Source organism: Pseudomonas sp. P1_C12 (assembly GCF_056406435.1).
This window is the reverse complement of record NZ_JBFUAE010000002.1, coordinates 268,466-293,491: the sequence shown is the minus strand read 5'-3', so window position 1 is coordinate 293,491 and position 25,026 is coordinate 268,466. Positions and strand designations below refer to the sequence as shown.

The 25,026-nt window shown below is 58.5% G+C and carries 20 protein-coding genes and 2 pseudogenes; 16 read left to right on the top strand and 6 right to left on the bottom strand.

Going from position 1 to position 25,026, the window contains the following annotated elements:
• Positions 1–7: 7 nt before the first annotated feature.
• Positions 8–1,783 (bottom strand): glyoxylate carboligase, encoded by a 1,776-nt coding sequence (gene gcl, locus AC1D19_RS04310; protein WP_477762489.1) that lies wholly within the window; start codon positions 1,781–1,783, stop codon positions 8–10.
• A gap of 260 nt (positions 1,784–2,043) precedes the next feature.
• On the opposite strand from gcl, the gene AC1D19_RS04305 reads away from it, so the two are divergent.
• The 6 genes and pseudogenes from AC1D19_RS04305 to AC1D19_RS04280 form a co-directional block, all read left to right on the top strand.
• Entirely contained in the window at positions 2,044–2,484 is a 441-nt protein-coding gene (locus tag AC1D19_RS04305) for a GlcG/HbpS family heme-binding protein (protein WP_477762488.1), read from the top strand.
• 293 nt (positions 2,485–2,777) lie between these two features.
• On the top strand, positions 2,778–3,455 hold the full coding sequence (gene kynB, locus AC1D19_RS04300) for an arylformamidase (RefSeq protein ID WP_477762487.1): 678 nt from the start codon (positions 2,778–2,780) through the stop codon (positions 3,453–3,455).
• Entirely contained in the window at positions 3,452–4,306 is an 855-nt protein-coding gene (kynA, locus tag AC1D19_RS04295) for a tryptophan 2,3-dioxygenase (RefSeq protein WP_477762486.1), read from the top strand. The genes kynB and kynA overlap by 4 nt, the downstream gene beginning before the upstream one ends.
• A gap of 98 nt (positions 4,307–4,404) precedes the next feature.
• Positions 4,405–5,808 carry an amino acid permease gene (locus tag AC1D19_RS04290; protein WP_477762485.1) on the top strand — a complete coding sequence of 468 codons (1,404 nt, stop codon included), beginning with the start codon at positions 4,405–4,407 and terminating at the stop codon, positions 5,806–5,808.
• A gap of 149 nt (positions 5,809–5,957) precedes the next feature.
• Positions 5,958–6,410, top strand: a pseudogene (locus AC1D19_RS04285) (cupin domain-containing protein); the annotation flags it as partial.
• Positions 6,404–6,586, top strand: a pseudogene (locus tag AC1D19_RS04280) (amino acid permease); the annotation flags it as partial. The pseudogenes AC1D19_RS04285 and AC1D19_RS04280, both read left to right, overlap by 7 nt.
• A gap of 71 nt (positions 6,587–6,657) precedes the next feature.
• Here AC1D19_RS04280 and AC1D19_RS04275 read toward each other — a convergent pair.
• Positions 6,658–7,263, bottom strand: coding sequence for a TetR/AcrR family transcriptional regulator (locus AC1D19_RS04275; protein ID WP_477762484.1), 606 nt, complete (start codon positions 7,261–7,263; stop codon positions 6,658–6,660).
• A gap of 134 nt (positions 7,264–7,397) precedes the next feature.
• Between AC1D19_RS04275 and AC1D19_RS04270 the strand changes: the two genes are divergently transcribed.
• Positions 7,398–8,312, top strand: coding sequence for a DUF808 domain-containing protein (locus tag AC1D19_RS04270; protein WP_477762483.1), 915 nt, complete (start codon positions 7,398–7,400; stop codon positions 8,310–8,312).
• Between the two features lie 65 nt (positions 8,313–8,377).
• On the opposite strand, the gene AC1D19_RS04265 is transcribed toward AC1D19_RS04270, so the two are convergent.
• A complete protein-coding gene (locus AC1D19_RS04265; protein WP_477754863.1) occupies positions 8,378–9,166 on the bottom strand; it encodes an MlaA family lipoprotein in 789 nt (262 codons plus the stop codon).
• On the bottom strand, positions 9,159–10,457 hold the full coding sequence (locus tag AC1D19_RS04260; protein WP_477762482.1) for a serine/threonine protein kinase: 1,299 nt from the start codon (positions 10,455–10,457) through the stop codon (positions 9,159–9,161). Before AC1D19_RS04260 ends, AC1D19_RS04265 begins: the two co-directional genes overlap by 8 nt.
• 225 nt (positions 10,458–10,682) lie before the next feature.
• On the opposite strand from AC1D19_RS04260, the gene AC1D19_RS04255 reads away from it, so the two are divergent.
• Complete coding sequence (locus AC1D19_RS04255) at positions 10,683–11,051, top strand: hypothetical protein (protein WP_477762481.1); 369 nt, start codon at positions 10,683–10,685, stop codon at positions 11,049–11,051.
• A gap of 141 nt (positions 11,052–11,192) precedes the next feature.
• Here the strand turns inward: AC1D19_RS04255 and AC1D19_RS04250 are convergent, their stop codons facing one another.
• A complete protein-coding gene (locus tag AC1D19_RS04250) occupies positions 11,193–12,788 on the bottom strand; it encodes a glycoside hydrolase family 17 protein (RefSeq protein WP_477762480.1) in 1,596 nt (531 codons plus the stop codon).
• A gap of 288 nt (positions 12,789–13,076) precedes the next feature.
• Between AC1D19_RS04250 and AC1D19_RS04245 the strand changes: the two genes are divergently transcribed.
• The 3 genes from AC1D19_RS04245 (at position 13,077) to AC1D19_RS04235 (ending at position 16,134) form a co-directional block, all read left to right on the top strand.
• Positions 13,077–13,928, top strand: a complete 852-nt coding sequence (locus AC1D19_RS04245) for a glycine betaine ABC transporter substrate-binding protein (protein WP_477754859.1) — start codon at positions 13,077–13,079, stop codon at positions 13,926–13,928.
• A gap of 239 nt (positions 13,929–14,167) precedes the next feature.
• A complete protein-coding gene (locus AC1D19_RS04240) occupies positions 14,168–14,479 on the top strand; it encodes a DUF485 domain-containing protein (protein WP_110746318.1) in 312 nt (103 codons plus the stop codon).
• Complete coding sequence (locus AC1D19_RS04235; protein WP_477754858.1) at positions 14,476–16,134, top strand: cation acetate symporter; 1,659 nt, start codon at positions 14,476–14,478, stop codon at positions 16,132–16,134. The genes AC1D19_RS04240 and AC1D19_RS04235 overlap by 4 nt, the downstream gene beginning before the upstream one ends.
• A gap of 915 nt (positions 16,135–17,049) precedes the next feature.
• Here the strand turns inward: AC1D19_RS04235 and gltA are convergent.
• Positions 17,050–18,339: a citrate synthase gene (gene gltA, locus AC1D19_RS04230; protein ID WP_477754857.1), complete on the bottom strand. Its 1,290-nt coding sequence runs from the start codon at positions 18,337–18,339 to the stop codon at positions 17,050–17,052.
• Positions 18,340–18,702: 363 nt separating this feature from the next.
• On the opposite strand from gltA, the gene sdhC reads away from it, so the two are divergent.
• The 5 genes from sdhC to AC1D19_RS04205 all read left to right on the top strand — a co-directional run bounded on the left by sdhC (position 18,703) and on the right by AC1D19_RS04205 (position 25,024).
• Positions 18,703–19,077 (top strand): succinate dehydrogenase, cytochrome b556 subunit, encoded by a 375-nt coding sequence (sdhC, locus tag AC1D19_RS04225; protein ID WP_015096190.1) that lies wholly within the window; start codon positions 18,703–18,705, stop codon positions 19,075–19,077.
• A complete protein-coding gene (gene sdhD, locus AC1D19_RS04220) occupies positions 19,071–19,439 on the top strand; it encodes a succinate dehydrogenase, hydrophobic membrane anchor protein (protein WP_007977503.1) in 369 nt (122 codons plus the stop codon). The genes sdhC and sdhD overlap by 7 nt, the downstream gene beginning before the upstream one ends.
• 3 nt (positions 19,440–19,442) lie before the next feature.
• Positions 19,443–21,215 carry a succinate dehydrogenase flavoprotein subunit gene (gene sdhA, locus AC1D19_RS04215; protein WP_477762479.1) on the top strand — a complete coding sequence of 591 codons (1,773 nt, stop codon included), beginning with the start codon at positions 19,443–19,445 and terminating at the stop codon, positions 21,213–21,215.
• Positions 21,216–21,226: 11 nt separating this feature from the next.
• A complete protein-coding gene (locus AC1D19_RS04210; protein WP_003223007.1) occupies positions 21,227–21,931 on the top strand; it encodes a succinate dehydrogenase iron-sulfur subunit in 705 nt (234 codons plus the stop codon).
• Positions 21,932–22,192: 261 nt separating this feature from the next.
• Positions 22,193–25,024: a 2-oxoglutarate dehydrogenase E1 component gene (locus tag AC1D19_RS04205; RefSeq protein ID WP_477760054.1), complete on the top strand. Its 2,832-nt coding sequence runs from the start codon at positions 22,193–22,195 to the stop codon at positions 25,022–25,024.
• Positions 25,025–25,026 lie beyond the last annotated feature (2 nt).

The window sequence follows — 25,026 nt, the reverse complement described above, 5'->3', positions numbered from 1 at the left end:
TCAGCAGTTAATCGAGCAACGAAATCGCAGTCGGTGCGTCGTCGCCAACCAGCGCCAGGTCTTCGAACTCGTTGACGGCGTTGATCTCGGTGCCCATGGAAATGTTGGTCACACGCTCCAGGATAATCTCGACGATCACTGGAACCTTGAACTCTTCGATCAGCTCCTGGGCCTTGCGCAGGGCAGGCTGGATCTGAGCCGGTTCGAACACACGCAGTGCCTTGCAGCCGAGGCCTTCGGCCACTGCGACGTGGTCGACACCGTAACCGTTGAGTTCCGGAGCGTTGAGGTTGTCGAAGGACAGCTGCACGCAGTAGTCCATGTCGAAACCGCGCTGCGCCTGACGGATCAGGCCCAGGTACGAGTTGTTCACGACAACATGTATGTACGGCAGCTTGAACTGCGCGCCGACCGCCAATTCCTCAATCATGAACTGGAAGTCATAGTCCCCCGACAGGGCCACGACTTTACGGCTCGGATCAGCCTTGACCACGCCCAGCGCTGCCGGAATGGTCCAGCCCAACGGGCCTGCCTGACCGCAGTTGATCCAGTGACGTGGCTTGTAGACGTGCAGGAACTGCGCGCCGGCAATCTGCGACAGCCCGATGGTGCTGACGTAGCAGGTGTCTTTGCCGAACACCTGGTTCATTTCTTCGTAAACGCGTTGCGGCTTGACCGGCACGTTGTCGAAGTGAGTCTTGCGCTGCAGGCTGGCTTTGCGCTGCTGGCAGTCTTGCAGCCAGGCACTGCGGTTCTTCAGCTTGCCGGCGGCTTGCCATTCGCGAGCGACTTCGATGAACACGGTCAGCGCGGCAGCGGCGTCGGAAACGATGCCCAGGTCCGGGGTGAACACGCGGCCGATCTGGGTCGGTTCGATATCAACATGAATGAACTTGCGGCCTTCGGTGTACACGTCAACGGAGCCGGTGTGGCGGTTGGCCCAACGGTTGCCCACGCCGAGCACGACGTCGGATTTGAGCATCGTGGCATTGCCGTAGCGGTGCGAAGTCTGCAAGCCAACCATGCCCACCATCAGCGGGTGATCGTCCGGGATGGTGCCCCAGCCCATCAAGGTCGGGATCACCGGAATGCCGGTCAGCTCGGCGAACTCCACCAGCAGGTCACTGGCATCGGCATTGATGATGCCGCCACCGGCCACCAGCAATGGACGCTCGGCCTGATCCAGCATGGCCAAGGCTTTTTCAACCTGGACGCGGGTAGCGCTCGGCTTGGCCAGTGGCAGTGGCTGGTAAGCGTCGATGTCGAATTCGATTTCAGCCATCTGCACGTCGAACGGCAGATCGATCAGCACCGGGCCTGGACGGCCGGAGCGCATTTCGTAGAAGGCTTTCTGGAACGCGTAAGGCACCTGGCCCGGTTCCATGACGGTGGTCGACCACTTGGTGACTGGCTTGACGATGGTGGTGATATCGACAGCCTGGAAGTCTTCCTTGTGCATACGGGCGCGGGGTGCCTGGCCGGTAATGCAGAGGATTGGAATCGAGTCGGCCGAGGCGCTGTAGAGCCCGGTGACCATGTCGGTGCCGGCAGGGCCGGAAGTACCGATGCACACGCCGATGTTGCCGGCCTTGGTGCGGGTGTAGCCCTCGGCCATGTGCGAGGCGCCTTCAACGTGGCGAGCGAGTACGTGATCGATGCCGCCGACCTTTTGCAAGGCGGAGTACAGCGGGTTGATGGCGGCACCGGGGATGCCAAAAGCGGTATCGACCCCTTCACGGCGCATCACCAGAACGGCGGCTTCGATTGCTCTCATTTTGCTCATGGTTTTGTGCCTCTTTACGTTTTGTAATTGTATACAAGTGGCTTTGCGCAGAGTGTATTCACGGCGGACGGCGCAGGTCAATCCATTTTCTCAAGCGCTTGTTTCATTCGTCGGAAGGCCAATCTACTGTGGCTTTTCGTCGCATGTGGCGCCTTTCGATAATTATTGTATACAAAAAAATAACTCATTGTGTTCTATTTGTTGCATCGGGCTGCCGCGCAGCCCACCGGCTTTCCGAAAAACAAAATGAGGACGGCACCATGAGCGCTTTAACCTTGAAAGTCGCAGTCAACCTGGTCAACGAGGCCATCACCGCAGGGCGTGCAATATCCGCGGCGCCCTTGACCATTGCGGTACTGGATGCCGGCGGGCATCTGATCACCCTGCAACGTGAAGACGGCGCCAGCCTGCTGCGCCCGCATGTCGCCATCGGCAAAGCCTGGGGCGCCATCGCGCTGGGCAAGGGTTCACGCCTGCTGGCACTGGACGCCCAGCAACGCCCGGCGTTCATCGCCGCGTTGAACAGCCTGGGGCAGGGCAGCGTCGTGCCGGTGCCGGGCGGCGTGTTGGTTCGGGATCAGGACGGGACTGTATTGGGGGCGGTGGGCATCAGCGGGGATCTGTCAGATGTTGACGAGCAATGTGCGATCCGCGCGATCGAGGGGCAGGGGTTGAAGGCAGATGCGGGGGTGGCTGGTTGATCTTCGGCGTCTGATTTACCGCTTTCGCGGGCTTGCTCGCGAAAGCAATCTCCCAGACTCATCCAGCTGAAAGTCTGCGCCATTTCGCGCAGCCATTCGCGAACTACTTTCCTCCGCACTTTCGCCCCAGAACAGCTTTTTAGCTGCCTGCTTTTCCCGTTGAAATTTCCATCCGGTAAATTCCTGTTTTTTAGAATTTTGTGCGAAACATTTGGGTATTGCCGAATATTTTCGCAAGAATATTCACAGGTATCACTCGTATCATTCTCTCGGAACAAGCCGAGAGCTTTGCAATGAAAACAACACTATCGTGGTGGGATATCAGCCCGCCTTTGAGCACCGCTACACCTACCTGGCCGGGTGACACACCTTTTCAGGAAGAGCGTGTGTGGAGCTTCGGACCCGAGTGTCCGGTGAATGTCGGGCGTATCACCCTGTCGCCTCACACGGGTGCCCATGTCGACGCGCCGCTGCATTACAGCGCTGATGGCGCGGCCATTGGCGATGTGTCACTCGATGTCTATATGGGGCCTTGCCGTGTGCTGCATTGCCTGAACAGCGGCCGGCTGGTGCACCCCGAGCAGCTTGAAGGTCGCTTGCAAGACCTGCCTGAACGGGTGCTGCTGCGCACCTGGCGACAAGCGCCGTTGAGCTCCTGGGATCCGGATTTCACCGCAGTCGCCAAAGAAACCGTCGACCTGCTGGCGAGCCTCGGCGTGCGCTTGATCGGTATCGATACGCCGTCGCTGGACCCTCAGCAATCCAAAACCATGGATTCGCACAATGCCGTAGCCCGACATGGCATGGCCATCCTCGAGGGCATCGTGCTCGATGACGTCCCGGAAGGGGACTATGAATTGATCGCGCTGCCGCTGCGTTTTGCCCATCTGGACGCCAGTCCGGTCAGGGCGATTTTGCGTCCACTGAATAATCCACTGAATAAACTGCAACTTGAGGAGCCGACTCAATGAGCCAATGCCCCTATTCACCTGCAAACCAGACGGAAGAATGGCATAACGCCGAGCTGAATTTTTCCGACTCCATGAGCTACGGCGACTACCTGGATCTGGGGCGCATTCTCAGCGCACAGCACCCGTTATCTCCGGACCATAACGAGATGCTGTTCATCATCCAGCATCAGACGTCAGAGCTGTGGATGAAGCTGATGCTGCACGAGCTCAAAGCCGCCCGTGAACACATTCGACTGGGAGAGTTGCCACCCGCTTTCAAGATGCTGGCGCGGGTCTCGCGGATTTTTGATCAACTGGTGCATGCCTGGACGGTGTTGGCCACCATGACACCCACCGAGTACCACGCGATACGGCCCTTTCTGGGGCAGTCATCGGGCTTCCAGTCGTTCCAGTACCGCGAGATCGAATTCATTCTGGGCAATAAAAGCGCGACCCTGTTGCGCCCCCATGCGCATCGGCCGGAACTGTTGCAGTCGCTTGAAAAAGCGATTGCCACACCGTCGCTGTATGACGAGGCGATTCGCTTGATGGTCCGCGCTGGCTTGACCATCGACCCACAGCGTTTCGAGCGCGATCCGACCAGTCCGACGGCGCATGACGCGTCAGTCGAAGCAGCCTGGCGCGAGGTCTACACCGACCCTTCGCGTTATTGGGATCTCTATCAGTTGGCGGAGAAACTCATCGACCTTGAGGATTCGTTCCGTCAATGGCGCTTCCGGCATGTGACCACAGTCGAGCGGATCATCGGCTTTCAACCAGGGACTGGCGGCACAGAAGGTGTCGGTTATCTGCGCAAGATGCTCGATACCGTGTTGTTCCCGGAGTTGTGGCGAGTGCGCTCAACTCTCTAATTTACCGAGAGTAATGTCTGAACGCTTAAACCGAGCGGCAATTGAATAAATTGATGCATTCAAACCATGCCTGACCATAACAATTAGAAGGTAACCAGATGGCGGATGAAATCTTGCGACAAGGCGAGCTCAAGCGAGGGCTGAAAAATCGTCATATTCAGCTGATCGCATTGGGCGGAGCGATAGGTACCGGGTTGTTTCTCGGCTCTGCCGGAGTACTCAAATCGGCCGGGCCGTCGATGATCCTCGGCTATGCGATTGCCGGCTTCATTGCCTTTCTGATCATGCGCCAGCTGGGCGAGATGATAGTCGAGGAACCGGTAGCCGGCTCCTTCAGTCATTTTGCCCACAAGTACTGGGGCGGCTATGCCGGCTTTCTGTCCGGCTGGAACTACTGGGTGCTGTATGTGCTGGTGGGCATGGCCGAGTTGACGGCTGTCGGCAAGTACGTGCAGTTCTGGTGGCCGGAAATCCCCTCTTGGGTCAGCGCGGCGGTGTTCTTCGTCCTGGTCAATTTGATCAATATGATGAACGTCAAAGTCTTCGGCGAGATGGAGTTTTGGTTTGCAATCATCAAGGTCGTAGCGATCATTGGCATGATTGCCCTGGGCTGTTACATGTTGTTCAGCGGAACGGGCGGCCCGCAGGCCTCAGTCAGCAATCTGTGGAGTCACGGCGGCTTCTTTCCCAACGGCACCACCGGATTGCTGATGTCCATGGCGTTCATCATGTTCTCCTTCGGCGGTCTGGAGCTGGTCGGTATCACCGCCGCTGAAGCCAGCGAGCCGGGAAAAGTGATTCCCAAGGCGATCAACCAGGTGGTTTATCGCGTGCTGATCTTCTACGTCGGCGCACTCACCGTGTTGCTATCGCTGTATCCGTGGGATCAACTGCTACAGACACTGGGCGCTTCGGGCGATGCCTATAGCGGCAGCCCGTTCGTGCAGATCTTCTCCTTGATCGGCAGCGACACCGCAGCGCACATCCTCAACTTCGTGGTGCTCACCGCGGCGCTCTCTGTCTATAACAGTGGCGTCTACTGCAACAGCCGCATGCTCTATGGTCTGGCCGAACAGGGCGACGCGCCCAAGGCGCTGATGAAACTGAACAAGCAGGGCGTGCCCCTACTGGCGCTGGGCGTATCTGCGTTGATCACCATGCTGTCCGTGCTGGTTAACTACCTCGCCCCGCATGAAGCGCTTGAGTTGCTCTTTGCACTGGTGGTCGCATCGCTGATGATCAACTGGGCGATGATCAGCCTGACGCACCTGAAATTTCGCAAAGTCATGGGCCAGCAAGGCATCGTGCCGGGTTTCAAAGCGTTCTGGTTCCCCTACAGTAATTACCTGTGCCTGGCCTTCATGGCCATGATCGTCTGCGTCATGCTGATGATTCCAGGGATACGTGCTTCAGTCTTCGCCATACCGGTGTGGATGTTGATCATCTTCGGCTTTTACCGGATGCGTATGGCCAAGGATAGGGCCTTGCCGGTGGTTCAATAGCCTTCCCCTGACAAAAGCCCCGACATTCAATGAGTTACGGGGCTTTTTAAACTGACAAAACAGCCGTTTTGTGGCGTGGAACTTGCTCTTTTCAAGCCTGATACGCGCTATCAGAGCGCGCTGAAAAATATTGCCGTGGGTGCGTCGTGATGAGTAGCAACGCTGATCCGCAGTTTCGCGACATTTGTATCGATCACTATGACCTCGAGGGTGCAAGGAACTGGATGTCTGGTATCTGCGGGCCGCACCGCCTCCAGACTTCGACGCCTGAGCGGATCCGCTTTCATCACAGCGCCAATGTGTTCAAGTCGATGGCTACGACCCTGGGCACTCTCTCATATGGCACCGATGTCACCATCGATATCGAAGACGCCGAACACTTCAGCAGCTACAGCCTGAGTTTGCCGTTGGTGGGCGAGCAGGAACTGAGCAAGAACGGCAGCGTGGTGAGATCCAACCGCGATCAAGGGGGGATCATTTCCCCGAATGAGAACCAGATGCTGGAGATCTCTGGCGACTGTCGCAAAGTCCAGGTGGTGATCACCCGCGTCGCCATGAGCGAGTCGCTGGAAGGCATGCTGCAGCGACCGCTGGATACACCACGCTGTTGGGGTTGTTGCTGATGGGCGCGGTGATGATCACCACCTACTTCACCGATGCCTTCAAAATGACCTTGGTATTCGGTGTGCCTTTCCTGCTGATCCTCACGGTTGTCTACTGGATCTTCTTCAGAAAACCCGGGGCAGCCGTGGCGTTGAATCCGCTGCCGAAGGTTTAGAGGGCGGAAACATGCAATCCCGACCGGCAGTTTTCATGGACTGCCGAGTCGGCATTGATCCTGGGCCGCTATCAGTCCGGCTCACACCCCTTGAGCACCAACCGGATAATCGTCTGCGCTGCCGCTTCGTAATCTTCTTCATCCAGCCTGGCCTTGCCGGTGATGGCGGTGATCTGCCAGTCGAAGTCGGCGTAGGTCTGGGTCGCGGCCCAGATGCTGAACATCAGGTGGTTGGGGTCGATGGGGGCGATTTGCCCGCGGTCGATCCAGGTCTGGATGCAGTCGATGTTGTGCCTGGCCTGGCCGTTGAGCTGCTCGACCAGGTCGGGGCTCAAATGCGGGGCGCCGTGCATGATTTCGCTGGCGAACACCTTGGAGGCGAAGGGCAGGTCGCGGGAAATGCGGATTTTCGAGCGGATGTAGCCACTGAGCACTTCGCTGGGCACGCCGTCGGCGTTGAACGGTGTCGACGCCTGCAGGATGGGCTCGATGATGCTTTCCAGGACCTCGCGGTAGAGGTTTTCCTTGGATTTGAAGTAGTAGTAGACGTTGGGCTTGGGCAATCCCGCCTTGGCTGCGATGTCGCTGGTTTTGGTCGCAGCGAAGCCTTTGTCGGCGAATTCCTCACTGGCGGCACGCAGGATCAGTTGTTTGTTGCGCTCGCGGATAGTGCTCATAAACCGGGTGATTCCTTGCCTGTTCTGGCGGTTGCGCATGGTATCACCGGCCTCGCGCGACGCTCAAGAATGCACCGCGACCCGTTATGCCGCGCTATGCTGCTGCGCATTCATTGCAGAAGGAAACCCGATTTATGGCAGGAAGCAGTTTGCTGGTGCTGATTGACGACATCGCCGCCGTACTGGACGACGTGTCATTGATGACCCAAATGGCCGCCAAGAAAACGGCCGGCGTACTCGGTGACGACCTTGCCCTCAATGCCCAGCAAGTCAGCGGCGTGCGTGCCGAGCGGGAAATCCCGGTGGTCTGGGCGGTCGCCAAGGGTTCGTTCATCAATAAACTGATCCTGGTGCCGTCGGCGCTGGCCATCAGTGCGTTCATTCCGTGGCTGGTCACGCCATTGTTGATGGTCGGCGGTGCCTATCTGTGCTTCGAAGGGTTTGAAAAACTCGCCCACAAGTTTCTGCACAGCAAGGCCGAAGATCAGGTCGAACATGCTGAACTGGTCGAGGCGGTGGCAGACCCGGCGGTGGATCTGGTGGCGTTCGAAAAGGACAAGATCAAGGGCGCGATCCGCACCGACTTCATTCTCTCGGCAGAAATCATCGCCATCACCCTCGGCACCGTGGCCGGTGCGCCGTTGAGCCAGCAAGTCATCGTGCTGTCGGGGATCGCAATCGTCATGACCATCGGCGTCTATGGCCTGGTGGCGGGTATCGTCAAGCTGGATGACCTTGGACTCTGGTTGACTCAAAAGCCCGGGCAGATGGCGAAAAGCATCGGTGGCGCCATTCTGCGTGCTGCGCCGTACATGATGAAGAGCCTGTCGGTGATCGGCACCGCGGCGATGTTTCTGGTCGGTGGCGGCATCCTGACCCACGGTGTGTCGGTGGTGCATCACTGGATCGAAAATGTCAGCGCCGGGGCGGGCGGTGGCGGGTTTTTCGTGTCGATGCTGCTCAATGGGTTGGCGGGGATTGTGGCTGGGGCGACGGTGTTGGTGGGCGTTTTGGCTGCCAGCAAAATCTGGAAAGCACTGAAAAGCTAAAGACAACACCTGACAAGTGTGGGAGCGAGCAGGCTCGCTCCCACAGTGTTTTTGGGGTGCCGGGATTACTCGGCGATCTGCAACTTGCGCGCCTCGGTGTAGACGTAACGCACTTTCTCGTATTCGAATGGCGAGTTCGTCTGGCCATAGCGGAAGGTGGTCTGGTGGCGCTTGTCGATGCTGCGCAGGATCCAGACTTCCGGATGGTTGGAACTGACTTCGGCCACGTTGAGGAAGTTGATCGCATTCTCGGCCGTGTAATCCACCGCCAGGCCGCCGGTGTCGCGCAGGTTCGACGGACCGAGGATCGGCAGGACGAAATAAGCGCCGCCCGGCACGCCGTAGAAGCCCAGGGTCTGGCCGAAGTCTTCGCTTTGGCGCGGCAGACCCATGGCGGTGGCCGGGTCCCACAGGCCGGCGATGCCGATGGTGGTGTTGAGCAGCAGGCGTCCGGTGGTCTCCATCGAGCGCTGGCCCTTGAGTTGCAGCAGGCTGTTCAACAGGTTCGGCACGTCGCCGAGATTGTTGAAGAAGTTGCTGACACCGGTACGCAGAAAGCTCGGGGTGACGTAGCGGTAACCATTGACCACCGGCAGGAACACCCATTGGTCGAAGCGGTAGTTGAAGTGATAGACGCGCCGGTTCCACTCTTCCAGCGGATCGTAGACGGCCAGCGCGCTGAGCGTCGAACGCTCGAACTCGCGCTGGTCCAGGCCCGGGTTGAATTTGAGTTTGCTCAGCGGTTCCTTGAAACCATCACTGTCGACGACCACGGGGGCGTTGGCTTTGCTGTTGTCGGCATTGGCGACGCCTGCACAGAGTAACGCTGCGAAAAGCAGGAGGTATTTAGCCACGGAAGAACTCCAGCATGGCGTCGCTGTTGACGCGGTAGTTAATGTTGCCGCAATGGCCGCCCAGCGGGTAAACGGTCAGGCGATCGCCGAAGGTCCGGCGCAGGAAACCGAGGTCGCCAGGGCCGAGGATCACGTCGTCGGCGTTGTGCATGACGGCGATTTTCGGGCTGTCGTGCAGATAGTCCTTCAGCGCATACAGGCTCACCTGGTCAATCAGTTGCAGCAGGCTGCCACCGTCGGTACGGGCGCGCCACATCGGGATGACTTGTTCGGTGATGTAGCAGTCGAAGTCGCATTGCAGTGCACGCTTGAGGAATGGCGTGAGGCTGGTGCCCTCGGTGATCGGGAACTTGGGTGGGGTGATCAGGCCGCGACGGTTGATCAGGTCTGAAGTGAAGGCGATGTCGGCTGCCGAAAAGCGGAACGAGGTACCGATCAGCATGGCCATCTGTTCGTTGGTCAGGTGCTGTTTGGACTGCTGGAAGTCGTAGAGCAGGGCGTCGTTGAGGTCGATGTAGCCCTTCTGCTGGAAGTAGCGGGTCAGTTTGTTCAGTACCAGTTCATAGAACGTGGTGCTGTTGTTGATGCCCTTGACCTCGGTCTGGACCAGCTTGTCGAGGTTGGTGATCGAGGTGTAGAGGTTGACCGGCGGGTTGAGCAGCAGGACTTTCTTGAAGTTGAAGCTGCGGCGGGTTTCGTCCAGGTGCGCGACGAAAGCGGCATCCAGTCCACCCAGGCTGTAGCCGGTCAGGTAGTAATCGGTGACCGGCACTTTCGGGTTCTGTGCCCGCACGGCCTGCATCACCCGGTACAAATCTTCGGCATCTTCCTTGGACACACCCGGCGTGGCGAAGCGTGATGCGGCGCTCATGAAGTCATAGCTGGTAGGCGATGACAACTGCACCACGTGGTAGCCGGCTTTGTAATAGAGCTTCTTCAGGTATTCATTCAGGCTGCTGTCATAGCGCGCACCGGTGCCGGCGATCAGGAAAATCAGCGGTGCGGCGTGATCCTGCGTGGCAATGCGGTAGTCGAGTTTCTTGACCGCCCAGAAATTGTCCGGCAATTCGAACGCCCGTTCCGGACGCAAGGTGACGCTGCGCACTGTCTGATCGATGTCATCGTCCAGGGGCAACTCCGGACGCAAGTCCGGCGGCGTGGTCGCGATGGTCGCCTCGAACGGGTTGGTCAGGGGGTAGCCATAACTGGCGGCATCTATATCGACCGCCAGTGCGGACGCACTCAAAATAAGGCCGCCAAACAGGGCGGCGAAGCGCAAGGAACGGAGCATGACTAAATCCCTTAGAAGAAGGTGCCGAATGAATTTCGCAGGCTATGACCATCGGATCTGCGCCAAAGTGCCAACCATCGGCACGAAACAGGCCTGATTGTGCAGTAGTAGTAGCTGGACGATACACTTCGCCGCGATTGAAAGACCAGTTAACAGTTGTTATCGCTTGCGAAACGCCTTCGGGCGATTAAGCTGGCCGCCGTTTTTCGCCAATTGGAGTGTTTCATGTCTCGCCGTCTGCCCGTGATTCTGCTGCTTGTATTGCTGCCTGTATGGCTGGCCGCCAGTTATGGCGCGCGTTATGGCTTCATGGAGGATGCACAGTGGGTCGGCATTTGCGTGGATGAGGCAAGTCGCTGGGAATGCCAGGTGCGATCGAATCTGGGGCTGATGATCCATTTCGGCGTTCTGGGCTGGGCTGCGCTGGGCGCGGCGATCATCGGCTTTGTCGTGCCGGGGCGGGCAGGCTGGTGGCTGGCGGTGCTGGCGCTGGTGTTCGGGTTTCCGGCGCTGGCGTTGTACAACACGACGCTGGCGGTGTTTGCGGTGGTGATAGCGGGGTTGCGGTTGGTCAGAGAGTCTCGCGGCGTCTGAGCCGACGCTTTCGCGAGCAGGTCGGATCGCCGCACCGTCGCTCCCACAGTAGATCTTCAGTGAACACAAAATTTGCGTGCGACAAAGATCAAATGTGGGAGCGAGCTTGCTCGCGATGAGGCCAGTCAGGTCGCTAAAGAGTTAAGCCTTGCGAACGCGCAAGCAACGCCACAATGCTGCCACCATCAACACACTCACCAGCGCCCAACCCCAGGCCTGCTGATTCTGCAAGCCTTCACGAAACAACTGCGGCGCAATGCCGGCACCGATGATGAAGGTCAGCAACGCAATCTCGCGGCGCGGCACATTCACCGGGCGGCACAGATAAACCAGCGCCGGCACGATGAACGCGACACTCGGGAAGCTGCGATAACGCGGATCGAACAGCAGTTCCAGCATCATCACGGCTGCAGCGAAACCTGTCGTTGCAACCAGCCAGCCAGCACGGCGTTCCAGCAAGTTGAAAGCCTGGCCGCGCCAACCGGTACGAGGGCTCAACGTCAGCGCAGCATGGGCCAGCACCAGCAGATTCAGCGCGGTCAGCAATCCGACCCATAGCCATTCACTGGTAAAACGCGTGGTCACCCGTGCCAGGTCACCCCAGGCGCCTATCGAACACGCCGCCAACGCGCCGAGCAAGGGCAGCACCAGCGCCGAACGCGTCGTGCGAACCCTGCCGCCGAGCAGCAACGTGCCGATGAAGATCAAGCCACCCACCGCCAGCCATTGCGACCAGTAGGGTACGTTTGTCACTGGCCCGGCCAGCACGCCCTTGTCCTGGCGATCGGCATCGAACAGCCCCCAGTAACCACCCACTGCACCTTCACTGGCGCGTTTCCATGGCTGGTCGAAGGCTTCGATCAGGTTGTAGTGCCAGCCCCGTTGCTCGGCCATGGCGACAAAACCGCGAATGAACCTGGCTTCGTTGACCCGGCTCGGCAGCGCTGTTTCGCGCTGACGGCCTTCGCTGGGCCAGCCGGTTTCGCCAATCAGTACATCCTTGGGCGCGAACTTGTTGCCGAACACCTGGCGTACTTCGGCCACATGTTGCAGGGCGGCGTCGATGTTCGATGGATCATCTTCCCAGTACGGCAGCAAATGGATGGTCAGGAAGTCCACGGCGGGGGCGATTTCCGGGTGCTTGAGCCAGAACTCCCAGACGTCGGCATAGGTGACAGGCTGTTTGACCTGGCTATGGACCTTGTTGATCAGTTTCGCCAATTGCGCGCCAGTGACTTCCTTGCGCAGCAGGGTTTCGTTGCCGACGATCACGGCGCTCACCACATCCGGGTTGGCATTGGCCGAGGCGATCAGCAGGTCGACTTCTTTTTCCGTGTCCACCGGGTTGCTGTTGACCCAAGCGCCAATCATCATTTTCAAGCCGTGCTTGCGCGCCAGTTCCGGCAGGGCTTCGAGGCCGGTCATGGAATAGGTGCGGATGCATTCGAAGCTTTTGGACAGCAGCGCGAGGTCGGCATCCATGCGCTCGGGGCGCAGCTTGAAGGGCTGGTCGAACGGCGATTGGTCTTTGTCGAACGGCGTGTAGGACGCGCATTGCAGCTTGTGCGTTGCGCTGGCCACGTCCGGCAATATCACCGGTTTGCCGAGGCCGTACCAGAAGCCGCCCAGGGCAAACAGCCCGAGCAGGCAAGCGAATAGATAAGCAGCAAAAGGGAAGCGGGATGTCGCGGACATGGAAAGGCCGTGTGGGAGCAAAGCGGCGCATGTTACCTGCATTTACCGTGTGCTTGGTGGCTTGCATGATTTTGATATGCAAAGTTCGGGCGGAGTCTGCGGTGCGTTGGTCGCGCTCAAGATTAATGGCGTTCTGATGTCGTTTCTCGTTGCCTTGAGGTCGCTGGCAGAGCAGGTCGCCAAGAGCGTCAGGTTGATCATCGAAGGCGTCAGTACTCCGCTGATGTTCGAACGAGTTTGCGGTAAGGCGTGATGGGGGCGCTGTGCACCATAACAATACGTTTAAGCGACTCGGCATCCGTCGAGCGCAGCACTTTCGGGGAAGTAACGATGAAGATGCGACGACTCTTGGGCGCAGGTGCCGCTTTGGTGCTGGCGATCAGTTCTACCGTGGCCAGTGCCGCTGGGAAGGAAGTGACGATCGGTTATGTCGACGGCTGGTCGGACAGTGTTGCCACGACCAACGTGGCTGCCGAAGTGATCAGGCAGAAACTCGGTTATGACGTGAAGCTGCAAGCCGTCGCCACCGGGATCATGTGGCAAGGCGTGGCCACCGGCAAGCTCGACGCCATGCTGTCGGCCTGGCTGCCGGTGACCCACGGCGATTACTGGACGAAGAACAAGGATCAGGTCGTCGATTACGGCCCGAACTTCAAGGACGCGAAAATCGGCCTGATCGTGCCGGAATACGTCAAGGCGAAGTCCATTGACGACCTCAAGACCGACGACACCTTCAAGAACCGCATTGTCGGCATCGACGCCGGTTCGGGCGTGATGCTCAAGACCGATCAGGCGATCAAGGACTACGACCTGACCGGCTATCAACTCAAGGCCAGTTCTGGCGCCGGCATGATCGCCGAGCTGACCCGTGCCGAGAAGAAGAACGAATCCATCGCAGTGACCGGCTGGGTGCCGCACTGGATGTTCGCCAAGTGGAAACTGCGCTTCCTCGAAGATCCGAAAGGCGTGTATGGCGCGGCTGAAACCGTGAACAGCATCGGCAGCAAAGGCCTGGAGGCCAAGGCGCCGGAAGTGGCCAAGTTCCTGAAGAACTTCCAGTGGGAATCCAAGGATGAAATCGGCCAGGTGATGCTGGCGATCCAGGACGGTGCCAAGCCTGAAGCGGCGGCGAAGGATTGGGTCGCCAAACACCCTGATCGTGTTGCTGACTGGACTAAATAACAGGCACGTCGCTGTACTCTGTAGGAGCGAGCCTGCTCGCGATAGCAGTCTGTCAGTTAACTGAGAAGTCGCCTGACACGACGCTATCGCGAGCAGGCTCGCTCCTACATTTATATGTTCATGCTGATAATTGGCGAAAACACCATGTGGGTCTAAGACTAAGGTCGTCTGGAACCTGCCCCGCAGCCGCATAGAGTGGATACCGTTGCAACTCAATCTGTGCTGCGAGGATAAAAACAATGAACGACAGCATTTACCTCTCGATTCAAAACAGCCCGCGCTTCAAGGAGCTGGTTAGCAAGAGGGAACGATTCGCCTGGATTCTGTCGGCGATCATGCTAGGGCTTTACTCCGGATTCATCCTTCTGATTGCCTATGGACCGCAGGTGCTGGGGGCGAAAATCAGCCCTGAGTCCTCGATTACCTGGGGCATACCGATCGGTGTCGGGCTGATTGTTTCGGCTTTCGTCCTGACCGGTATTTACGTACGACGCGCCAACGGCGAATTCGACGACCTGAACAATGCGATTCTCAAGGAGGCTCAGCAATGATCCGCCGTCTAATGGCTCTTTTGAGTATCGCAGCTTTCGCGCCTGGCGCCTGGGCGGCTGACGCCCTGACCGGTGCCGTGCAGAAGCAACCGCTTAATGTGTCGGCGATCTTGATGTTTGTCGCCTTCGTCGGTGCCACCCTGTGCATCACCTATTGGGCTTCCAAGCGTAATAATTCGGCAGCCGACTACTATGCCGCTGGCGGCAAGATCACCGGTTTCCAGAACGGTCTGGCGATTGCCGGTGACTACATGTCGGCAGCGTCCTTCCTGGGTATTTCCGCGCTGGTGTTCACCTCCGGCTACGACGGCCTGATCTATTCGATCGGTTTCCTGGTGGGCTGGCCGATCATTCTGTTCCTGATCGCCGAGCGCCTGCGTAACCTGGGCAAATACACCTTTGCCGACGTGGCGTCCTATCGCCTGGGGCAAACCCAGATCCGCTCGCTGTCCGCTTGCGGTTCGCTGGTGGTGGTGGCGTTCTACCTGATCGCGCAAATGGTCGGTGCCGGCAAGCTGATCCAGTTGTTGTTCGGTCTCGATTACCACGTTGCGGTGATCCTGGTCGGTATTCTGATGTGCCTGTACGTGTTGTTCGGCGGCATGCTGGCGACCACCTGGGTGCAGATCATCAAGGCAGTCCTGCTGCTGTCCGGTGCTTCCTTCATGGCACTGATGGTGATGAAGCACGTCAACTTCGACTTCAACATGCTGTTCTCCGAGGCGATCAAGGTTCACCCGAAAGCTGAAGCGATCATGAGCCCGGGCGGTCTGGTGAAAGATCCGGTCTCGGCGTTTTCCCTCGGTCTGGCGCTGATGTTCGGTACCGCTGGCCTGCCGCACATCCTGATGCGCTTCTTCACCGTGAGTGACGCAAAAGAAGCCCGCAAGAGCGTGTTGTACGCAACCGGTTTCATTGGTTACTTCTACATCCTGACCTTCATCATCGGCTTCGGCGCGATCCTGCTGGTCAGCACCAACCCGGCCTTCAAAGACGCTGCTGGCGCCTTGTTGGGTGGTAACAACATGGCGGCGGTGCACCTGGCCAACGCGGTGGGCGGCAGTATCTTCCTGGGCTTCATCTCGGCGGTAGCGTTCGCGACCATTCTGGCAGTGGTTGCCGGTCTGACCCTGGCCGGTGCTTCGGCGGTGTCCCACGACCTGTACGCCAGCGTGATCAAGAAAGGCAAGGCCAACGAGAAGGACGAGATTCGCGTCTCGAAAATCACCACCATCTTCTTGGCGGTGCTGGCAATTGGCCTGGGTATCCTGTTCGAGAGCCAGAACATTGCGTTCATGGTGGGCCTGGCGTTCTCCATCGCGGCGAGCTGCAACTTCCCGGTGCTGCTGCTTTCCATGTACTGGAAGAAGCTGACCACTCGCGGTGCGATGATCGGTGGGTGGATGGGGCTGATCAGTGCCGTGGGCCTGATGGTGCTTGGTCCGACTATCTGGGTGCAGATCCTGCATCACGAGAAGGCCATCTTCCCGTATGAGTACCCGGCGCTGTTCTCGATGATGATTGCCTTTGTCGGGATCTGGTTCTTCTCGGTTACCGACAAGTCCACTGCTGCGGACAATGAGCGGGCGCTGTTCTTCCCGCAGTTTGTTCGTTCGCAGACGGGTCTTGGGGCGAGTGGTGCTGTTTCGCACTAAGCGTTTGGGTTTGACTGTTTAAGTTGTGTTGTTTGGAAATGCCCTGGTCGAGAGATCGGGGCATTTTTTTATTGGGCGGTAATCGACCTGAATTTCGTGGATGTGCCGATTTACTGTAGGAACTAGCCTGCTCGCGAAGGCGGCCTGACAGCCGACCTGTCTTTTGTTGACCGCGTACATATCCATTCCTGCGGTAACGGCGGCTTATGGTTCCGCTCTTACAGCGGGTCACTTTGGCAAACGCCCCAAAGTAACCAAAGGTCTCGCCCCTTACGTACGGCCCCTCGCTGCGGTATTCATCCGGGGCATTGCCCTCCGGTCGGCTTCGCTTCGACCTACATGCAATGAGTTCGACTGCGTCGAACGGCGCTGCGCGCCCATCCCCGGATGAACACCTCCGTTCAGCCTCCCGAGGGGGCGGGTGGATCAAGATCAAAAGCTGCAGGCGAGCTAACGCTCGGCCTGATGAGTGGTGAAGAGCGACTGTGTACACCGCTCTGTCTTTGCTCTTCTGTGGGAGCGAGCTTGCTCGCGATGGCGGCCTGCCAGCCGACCAGGTACCTCACAGACGAACGACCCCAGCAAACAGGCCGGCCGGTAGGCCGCCCCCGGCCATGGATGGCCGATGGCGGCGGGCCCACGGAGCAGGACCGGAGCGAGGGAATGCCGAGCCTAGGCGAGGCACCGAATGTCAGGGGCAAGAGCCCTTGGTTACTTGGGGCCGGGCGGCGTTCCGCTTTTCCAAGTGACCCGCTGTAAGAGCGGAACCCTAAGTGGCCGTTACCGAAGAAACGGATATGCGCTCGATCAAAAAAAAACGCGACAAAGCGCACAAACAAAAACGGCCTCCTGCTCTTTATATAAAAAGCAGAGGCCGTTCCCGGTACAACTCAACACCCTACAGCAAGATAGCGCTTACTTGCGGTCTTCCAGCTTGGTGATATCACGCGACTCGTAGCCGGTGTACAGCTGGCGCGGACGGCCGATCTTGTACGGGCTGGAGAGCATTTCTTTCCAGTGGGAGATCCAGCCGACGGTCCGCGCCAGGGCGAAGATCACGGTGAACATGCTGGTTGGAATGCCGATCGCCTTGAGGATGATCCCCGAGTAGAAGTCGACGTTCGGGTACAGCGAGCGCTCGATGAAGTAAGGGTCGGTCAGCGCGATCTCTTCCAGGCGCATGGCCAGTTCGAGTTGCGGATCGTTGTTGATGCCCAGTTCCTTCAGTACTTCGTCGCAGGTCTGCTTCATGACGGTGGCACGTGGGTCGCGGTTTTTGTAAACCCGGTGACCGAAGCCCATCAGTTTGAACGGATCGTTCTTGTCCTTGGCCTTGGCGATGTACTTGTCGATGTTCGAAACATCGCCAATCTCGTCAAGCATGGTCAGAACGGCTTCGTTTGCACCTCCGTGGGCAGGGCCCCACAGTGCAGCGATACCGGCGGCGATACAGGCGAACGGGTTGGCGCCCGAAGAGCCCGCCAGGCGCACGGTGGAAGTCGATGCGTTCTGCTCGTGGTCGGCATGGAGGATGAAGATCCGGTCCATGGCCTTGGCGAGTACCGGGCTGATCGGTTTGATCTCGCACGGGGTGTTGAACATCATGTGCAGGAAGTTTTCCGCGTACGACAGGTCGTTGCGCGGGTACATCATGGGTTGGCCCATGGAGTACTTGTAAACCATTGCTGCCAGGGTCGGCATCTTGGCAACCAGGCGGATCGCGGAAATTTCGCGATGCTGCGGGTTCTTGATGTCCAGGGAGTCGTGGTAGAAGGCCGAGAGGGCACCGACTACGCCGCACATGACGGCCATCGGGTGGGCGTCGCGACGGAAGCCGTTGAAGAAGGTCTTCAGCTGCTCGTGGACCATGGTGTGGTTCTTCACGGTGCTGACGAACTGTGCCTTCTGTTCTGCGGTCGGCAGTTCGCCGTTGAGCAGCAGGTAGCAGGTCTCCAGATAGTCCGACTTCTCGGCCAACTGTTCGATCGGGTAGCCGCGGTGCAGCAGAATGCCGTTGTCGCCATCAATATAGGTGATCTTCGACTCGCACGAGGCGGTCGACATGAAACCCGGGTCAAAGGTGAAACGGCCCGTGACCGTCAGGCCCCGAACATCGATAACATCGGGACCAACGGTGCCGGTTAAAATGGGCAGCTCGACGGGGGCTGCGCCCTCGATGATCAACTGCGCTTTTTTGTCAGCCATGTGGCCTCCTATTTATGCTTGAAATCATCAGACAGACCCCCCACGCAGGGCCCGCACCACTATAGTGAGATAAATTCGAATGTCAATTTGCCTAAAGTCTTGCTCCAGAAGGCTTTAACCGGACTTTTTTCTCGAAATTGGCTGCCATTTACGCCTTTTATGTCAGTTGCGCAATCAGCTGTTTGGGTTAGGTCTTTGCGTTGTCATTAGTAGCCTAACTGTCTATACTCGGCCACCGACCGCCAGGGGCTTTTGGGCCTGCTTTATTGGGGGTCGCATCCCTGGGTGGTGGTTACCTGACCAGTGCACTCCCCAACAACTTTGCCCTGATTGTTAGGGGCTCTTCAGTGTGAAAAAAAAGCCGTGAAAAGCCAACGACCTGTAAACCTAGACCTAAGGACCATCAAACTCCCCATCACCGGCGTTACGTCGTTTCTTCACCGTGTTTCCGGCATCATCCTCTTCCTGGGCCTTGGCTTCATGCTTTATGCATTGGGCAAATCCCTGGGTTCCGAGGAAGGTTTTGCCGAGGTGAAGGCATGCTTGACCAGCCCGCTGGCCAAGTTCGTAGCATGGGGCCTCCTGTCCGCTCTTCTGTATCACCTGGTAGCCGGTGTGCGCCACTTGATTATGGACATGGGCATCGGTGAGACGCTGGAAGGCGGCCGCCTGGGCTCGAAAATTATCATCGCCGTTTCCGTGGTGTTGATCGTTCTGGCAGGAGTTTGGATATGGTAACCAGCGTTACGAACCTTTCGCGTTCCGGTCTGTATGACTGGATGGCGCAACGTGTGTCTGCGGTCGTTCTCGCGGCTTATTTCATTTTCCTGATCGGATACCTTGCTGCGAACCCGGGCATTGGCTACGACCAATGGCACGGCCTGTTCGCCCACAACGGGATGCGTATCTTCAGTCTGCTGGCCCTTGTGGCCCTGGGTGCTCACGCCTGGGTCGGCATGTGGACCATCGCGACCGACTACCTGACGCCGATGGCGCTGGGCAAGTCCGCGACTGCAGTGCGTTTCCTTTTCCAGGCAGTATGCGGCGTTGCGATGTTCGCTTACTTCGTCTGGGGTGTGCAGATTCTCTGGGGTATCTGATTCATGGCTAACATTCCAACGATTTCTTTCGACGCCATCATTATTGGTGGTGGCGGTGCCGGCATGCGCGCAGCGCTGCAACTGGCACAGGGCGGTCACAAGACTGCCGTGATCACCAAGGTTTTCCCGACCCGCTCGCACACTGTATCCGCTCAAGGCGGCATCACCTGCGCAATCGCGTCTGCTGACCCGAACGATGACTGGCGCTGGCACATGTACGATACCGTCAAGGGTTCCGACTACATCGGTGACCAGGACGCTATCGAATACATGTGTCAGGAGGGCCCGGCTGCCGTTTACGAGCTGGACCACATGGGCATGCCATTCTCGCGTACCGAGCAGGGTCGTATCTACCAGCGTCCATTCGGCGGTCAGTCGAAGGATTACGGTAAGGGCGGCCAGGCTGCTCGTACTTGCGCTGCGTCCGACCGTACCGGTCACGCACTGCTGCACACCCTTTATCAGGGCAACCTGAAAGCCGGTACCGTGTTCCTGAACGAGTACTACGCGGTTGATCTGGTGAAGAACGGCGAAGGCGAGTTCGTCGGTGTGATCGCGATCTGCATCGAAACCGGTGAAACCACCTACATCCGCGCCAAAGCCACCGTGCTGGCGACCGGCGGTGCAGGCCGTATCTACGCTTCGACCACCAACGCCCTGATCAACACCGGTGACGGCGTTGGTATGGCGCTGCGTGCTGGCGTGCCGGTACAAGACATTGAAATGTGGCAGTTCCACCCGACCGGTATCGCCGGCGCTGGTGTACTGGTTACCGAAGGTTGCCGTGGTGAAGGTGGATACCTGATCAACAAGCACGGCGAGCGTTTCATGGAGCGTTATGCTCCGAACGCCAAAGACCTTGCCGGTCGTGACGTCGTTGCCCGTTCGATGGTTAAGGAAATCATCGCCGGCAACGGTTGCGGTCCGAATGGCGACCACGTGATGCTCAAACTCGACCACCTGGGCGAGGAAGTGCTGCACAGCCGTCTGCCAGGCATCTGCGAACTGTCGAAGACTTTTGCGCACGTTGACCCGGTTGTTGCTCCGGTTCCGGTTGTTCCGACCTGCCACTATATGATGGGCGGCGTTGCGACCAACATTCACGGTCAGGCGATCACTCAGGACGCTGATGGTGTTGATGCCATCATCCCTGGTCTGTTCGCAGTGGGTGAAGTGGCTTGCGTATCGGTTCACGGTGCCAACCGTCTGGGCGGCAACTCGCTGCTCGACCTGGTGGTATTCGGCCGCGCTGCCGGCCTGCACCTGGAAAAAGCACTGACCGACGGTATCGACTACGACGACGCCACCGACGCCGACATCAATGCGGCCCTGGCGCGCCTGTCCGCTCTGAACGAGCGTACCGAAGGTGAAGACGTGGCTACCCTGCGTCGCGAGCTGCAAAACTGCATGCAGAACTACTTCGGTGTATTCCGTACCGGCGAATACATGCAGAAGGGTATTGCCCAGCTGGCTGACCTGCGCAAGCGCATCGCCAACGTGAAGATCAACGATAAGTCGCAGGCGTTCAACACTGCACGTATCGAAGCGCTGGAACTGCAGAACCTGCTGGAAGTGGCCGAAGCCACCGCCATCGCTGCAGAAGTGCGTAAAGAGTCCCGTGGTGCTCACGCCCGTGAAGACTTCGAAGATCGTGACGACGAAAACTGGCTGTGCCACACCCTGTACTTCCCGGGTGACAAGCGCGTGACCAAGCGTGCCGTGAACTTCTCGCCGAAGACTGTTCCGACTTTTGAACCTAAGATTCGGACTTATTAAGGGTGGCCGCCATGTTGCAAGTCAGCGTTTATCGTTACAACCCTGATCAGGACGCCGCGCCGTTCATGCAGGAATTCCAGGTCGATACCGGTGGTAAGGACCTGATGGTGCTGGACGTACTGGCCCTGATCAAAGAGCAGGACGAAGGTTTCTCCTATCGTCGCTCTTGCCGTGAAGGTGTTTGCGGTTCCGACGGCATGAACATCAACGGCAAGAACGGTCTGGCGTGCATCACGCCGCTGTCCGCCGTCGTAAAAGGTAACAAGTTGATCGTTCGTCCTCTGCCAGGTTTGCCGGTTATCCGTGACCTGGTCGTCGATATGAGCATCTTCTACAAGCAATACGAGAAGGTTAAGCCATACCTGCAGAACGACACGCCGGCTCCGGCCATCGAACGTCTGCAGTCCCCTGAAGAGCGTGAAAAGCTGGACGGTCTGTACGAGTGCATCCTGTGCGCTTGCTGCTCGACTTCCTGCCCGTCCTTCTGGTGGAACCCGGACAAGTTCCTGGGTCCAGCTGCTCTGCTGCAAGCGTACCGCTTCCTGGCAGACAGCCGTGACACCAAGACGTCCGAGCGTCTGGCTTCGCTGGATGACCCGTTCAGCGTATTCCGCTGCCGCGGGATCATGAACTGCGTCAACGTATGTCCGAAAGGCCTGAACCCGACTAAGGCCATCGGTCACATCCGTAACATGTTGCTCTCGAGCGGCGTGTGATTCAGCTGCTGTACCCGTAGGACCGCAGTACCCGTAGATGCTACGGCGCGGGCTTCAACCGGCGCCGTAGTTTTAACCTGAGCAGCAGCTTAAAAGGCTGCGGCTCTTATTTTGAAGAAATGAGACAAGCAGGGGCATCCGGGCTGGTACCCGGACTATCAGTGTGATCCTAGTGGCTTGTTTTGGTCGCTGCATTCGGACTTCTGCAAGTTTGCTCGGTGTCGACACCGATGGTGTTCCCCTAACCGAGGGTGACCAAGCATGCAAGAAAGCGTGATGCAGCGCATGTGGAACAGCGCCTACCTATCCGGTAGTAACGCTGCCTATGTGGAAGAGCTCTACGAGCTCTACCTGCACGACCCTAACGCTGTGCCAGAAGAGTGGCGCACCTACTTCCAGAAGTTGCCTGCTGACGGCAACACTGCCACCGATGTTTCGCACTCCACAATTCGCGATCATTTCGTCTTGCTGGCAAAGAACCAGCGCCGCGCCCAACCGGTTTCCGCCGGCAGCGTGAGCAGTGAGCACGAGAAGAAGCAAGTTGAAGTGCTGCGATTGATCCAGGCCTACCGTATGCGTGGCCACCAGGCAGCCCAGCTTGACCCGCTGGGACTGTGGCAGCGTCCTGCACCTGCAGACCTGTCGATCAATCATTACGGCTTGACCAATGCCGATCTTGATACGACCTTCCGTGCCGGCGACCTGTTCATCGGCAAAGAGGAAGCGAGCCTACGCGAAATTCACGAAGCGTTGCAGCAGACATATTGCCGCACCATCGGCGCTGAATTCACGCACATCACCGATTCCGAGCAGCGCCAGTGGTTCCAGCAGCGTCTGGAAAGCGTGCGCGGTCGTCCGACGTACTCCGCCGACATCAAGAGCCACCTGCTCGAGCGCGTGACCGCCGGCGAAGGCCTGGAAAAATACCTGGGCACCAAATACCCGGGTACCAAGCGTTTCGGTCTGGAAGGCGGCGAGAGCCTGATTCCGATGCTCGACGAGCTGATCCAGCGTTCCGGTTCCTACGGCACCAAGGAAATCGTCATCGGCATGGCCCACCGTGGCCGTCTGAACGTGCTGGTCAACACCTTCGGCAAGAACCCGCGCGAGCTGTTCGACGAGTTCGAAGGCAAGAAGAAGGTCGAGCTGGGTTCCGGTGACGTCAAATACCACCAGGGCTTCTCGTCCAACGTGATGACCACTGGCGGTGAAGTTCACCTGGCGATGGCGTTCAACCCGTCCCACCTGGAAATCGTTTCCCCGGTGGTCGAGGGTTCGGTTCGCGCCCGTCAGGATCGTCGCAACGACCCGACCGGTGAGAAGGTTCTGCCGATCTCCATCCACGGTGACGCTGCATTCGCAGGTCAGGGCGTGGTCATGGAAACCTTCCAGATGTCGCAGACCCGCGGTTTCAAAACCGGCGGTACCGTGCACATCGTGATCAACAACCAGGTCGGTTTCACCATCAGCAACCCGCTGGACGCTCGTTCCACCGAGTACGCGACCGACGTTGCGAAAATGATCCAGGCGCCGATCCTCCATGTGAATGGCGATGATCCGGAAGCCGTATTGTTCGTGACGCAGCTGGCCATCGACTACCGCATGCAGTTCAAGCGTGACGTGGTAATCGACATGTTCTGCTACCGTCGTCGCGGCCACAACGAAGCCGACGAACCTAGTGGCACCCAGCCTCTGATGTATCAGCAGATCACCAAACAGCGCACCACCCGTGAGCTGTATGCCGATCGTCTGACCCAGAGCGGTGTGCTGGACGCAGAGCGTGTTCAGGCGAAAGTCGACGAATACCGCAACGCGCTGGACAACGGTCTGCACGTAGTGAAGAGCCTGGTCAAGGAGCCGAACAAAGAGTTGTTCGTGGACTGGCGCCCATACCTGGGTCACGCCTGGACCGCGCGTCACGACACGCGTTTCGACCTCAAGACCTTGCAGGAACTGTCCGCCAAGCTGCTGGAAATCCCGGAAGGCTTCGTGGTTCAGCGCCAGGTTGCCAAGATCTACGAAGACCGCCAGAAGATGCAAGCCGGCGGCCTGCCGATCAACTGGGGTTACGCCGAAACCATGGCGTACGCGACCCTGGCGTTCGAAGGCCACCCGATTCGCATGACGGGTCAGGACATCGGCCGCGGTACGTTCTCGCACCGCCATGCTGTCCTGCACAACCAGAAAGACGCGGGCACCTACATCCCGCTGCAGAACCTGTACGACGGTCAGCCGCGTTTTGACCTGTACGACTCGTTCCTGTCCGAAGAAGCGGTACTGGCGTTCGAGTACGGTTACTCGACCACCACGCCGAATGCCCTGGTTATCTGGGAAGCCCAGTTCGGCGACTTCGCCAACGGCGCCCAGGTCGTTATCGACCAGTTCATCACCAGTGGCGAGCACAAGTGGGGCCGTCTGTGCGGTCTGACCATGCTGCTGCCGCACGGTTATGAAGGCCAGGGTCCGGAGCACTCCTCGGCTCGTCTGGAGCGTTACCTGCAGCTGTGCGCCGAGCACAACATTCAGGTGTGCATGCCGACGACGCCGGCTCAGATCTACCACTTGCTGCGCCGTCAGGTGATTCGCCCGCTGCGCAAACCATTGGTAGTCCTGACTCCGAAGTCGCTGCTGCGCCACAAGCTGGCCATCTCGACGCTGGAAGATCTGGCCGAAGGTTCGTTCCAGACCGTTATCCCGGAAATCGATGCCCAAGACCCGAAAAAGGTCGAGCGCATTGTTCTGTGTAGCGGCAAGGTCTACTACGACCTGCTGGAAAAACGCCGTGCCGAAGGTCGTGACGACATCGCCGTCGTGCGTATCGAGCAGCTGTACCCATTCCCTGAGGACGACTTGAATGAAGTCCTGGCTCCTTATACCAACCTCAAACATATCGTTTGGTGTCAGGAAGAGCCGATGAACCAGGGTGCCTGGTACTGCAGCCAACACCACTTGCGTCGCAGCGTCGGCAACCTCAACAAGTCTCTCGTACTCGAGTACGCGGGCCGTGAGGCTTCTGCTGCACCTGCATGCGGTTACGCATCGATGCACGCCGAGCAGCAGGAACAACTGCTGCAAGACGCCTTTACTGTTTAACG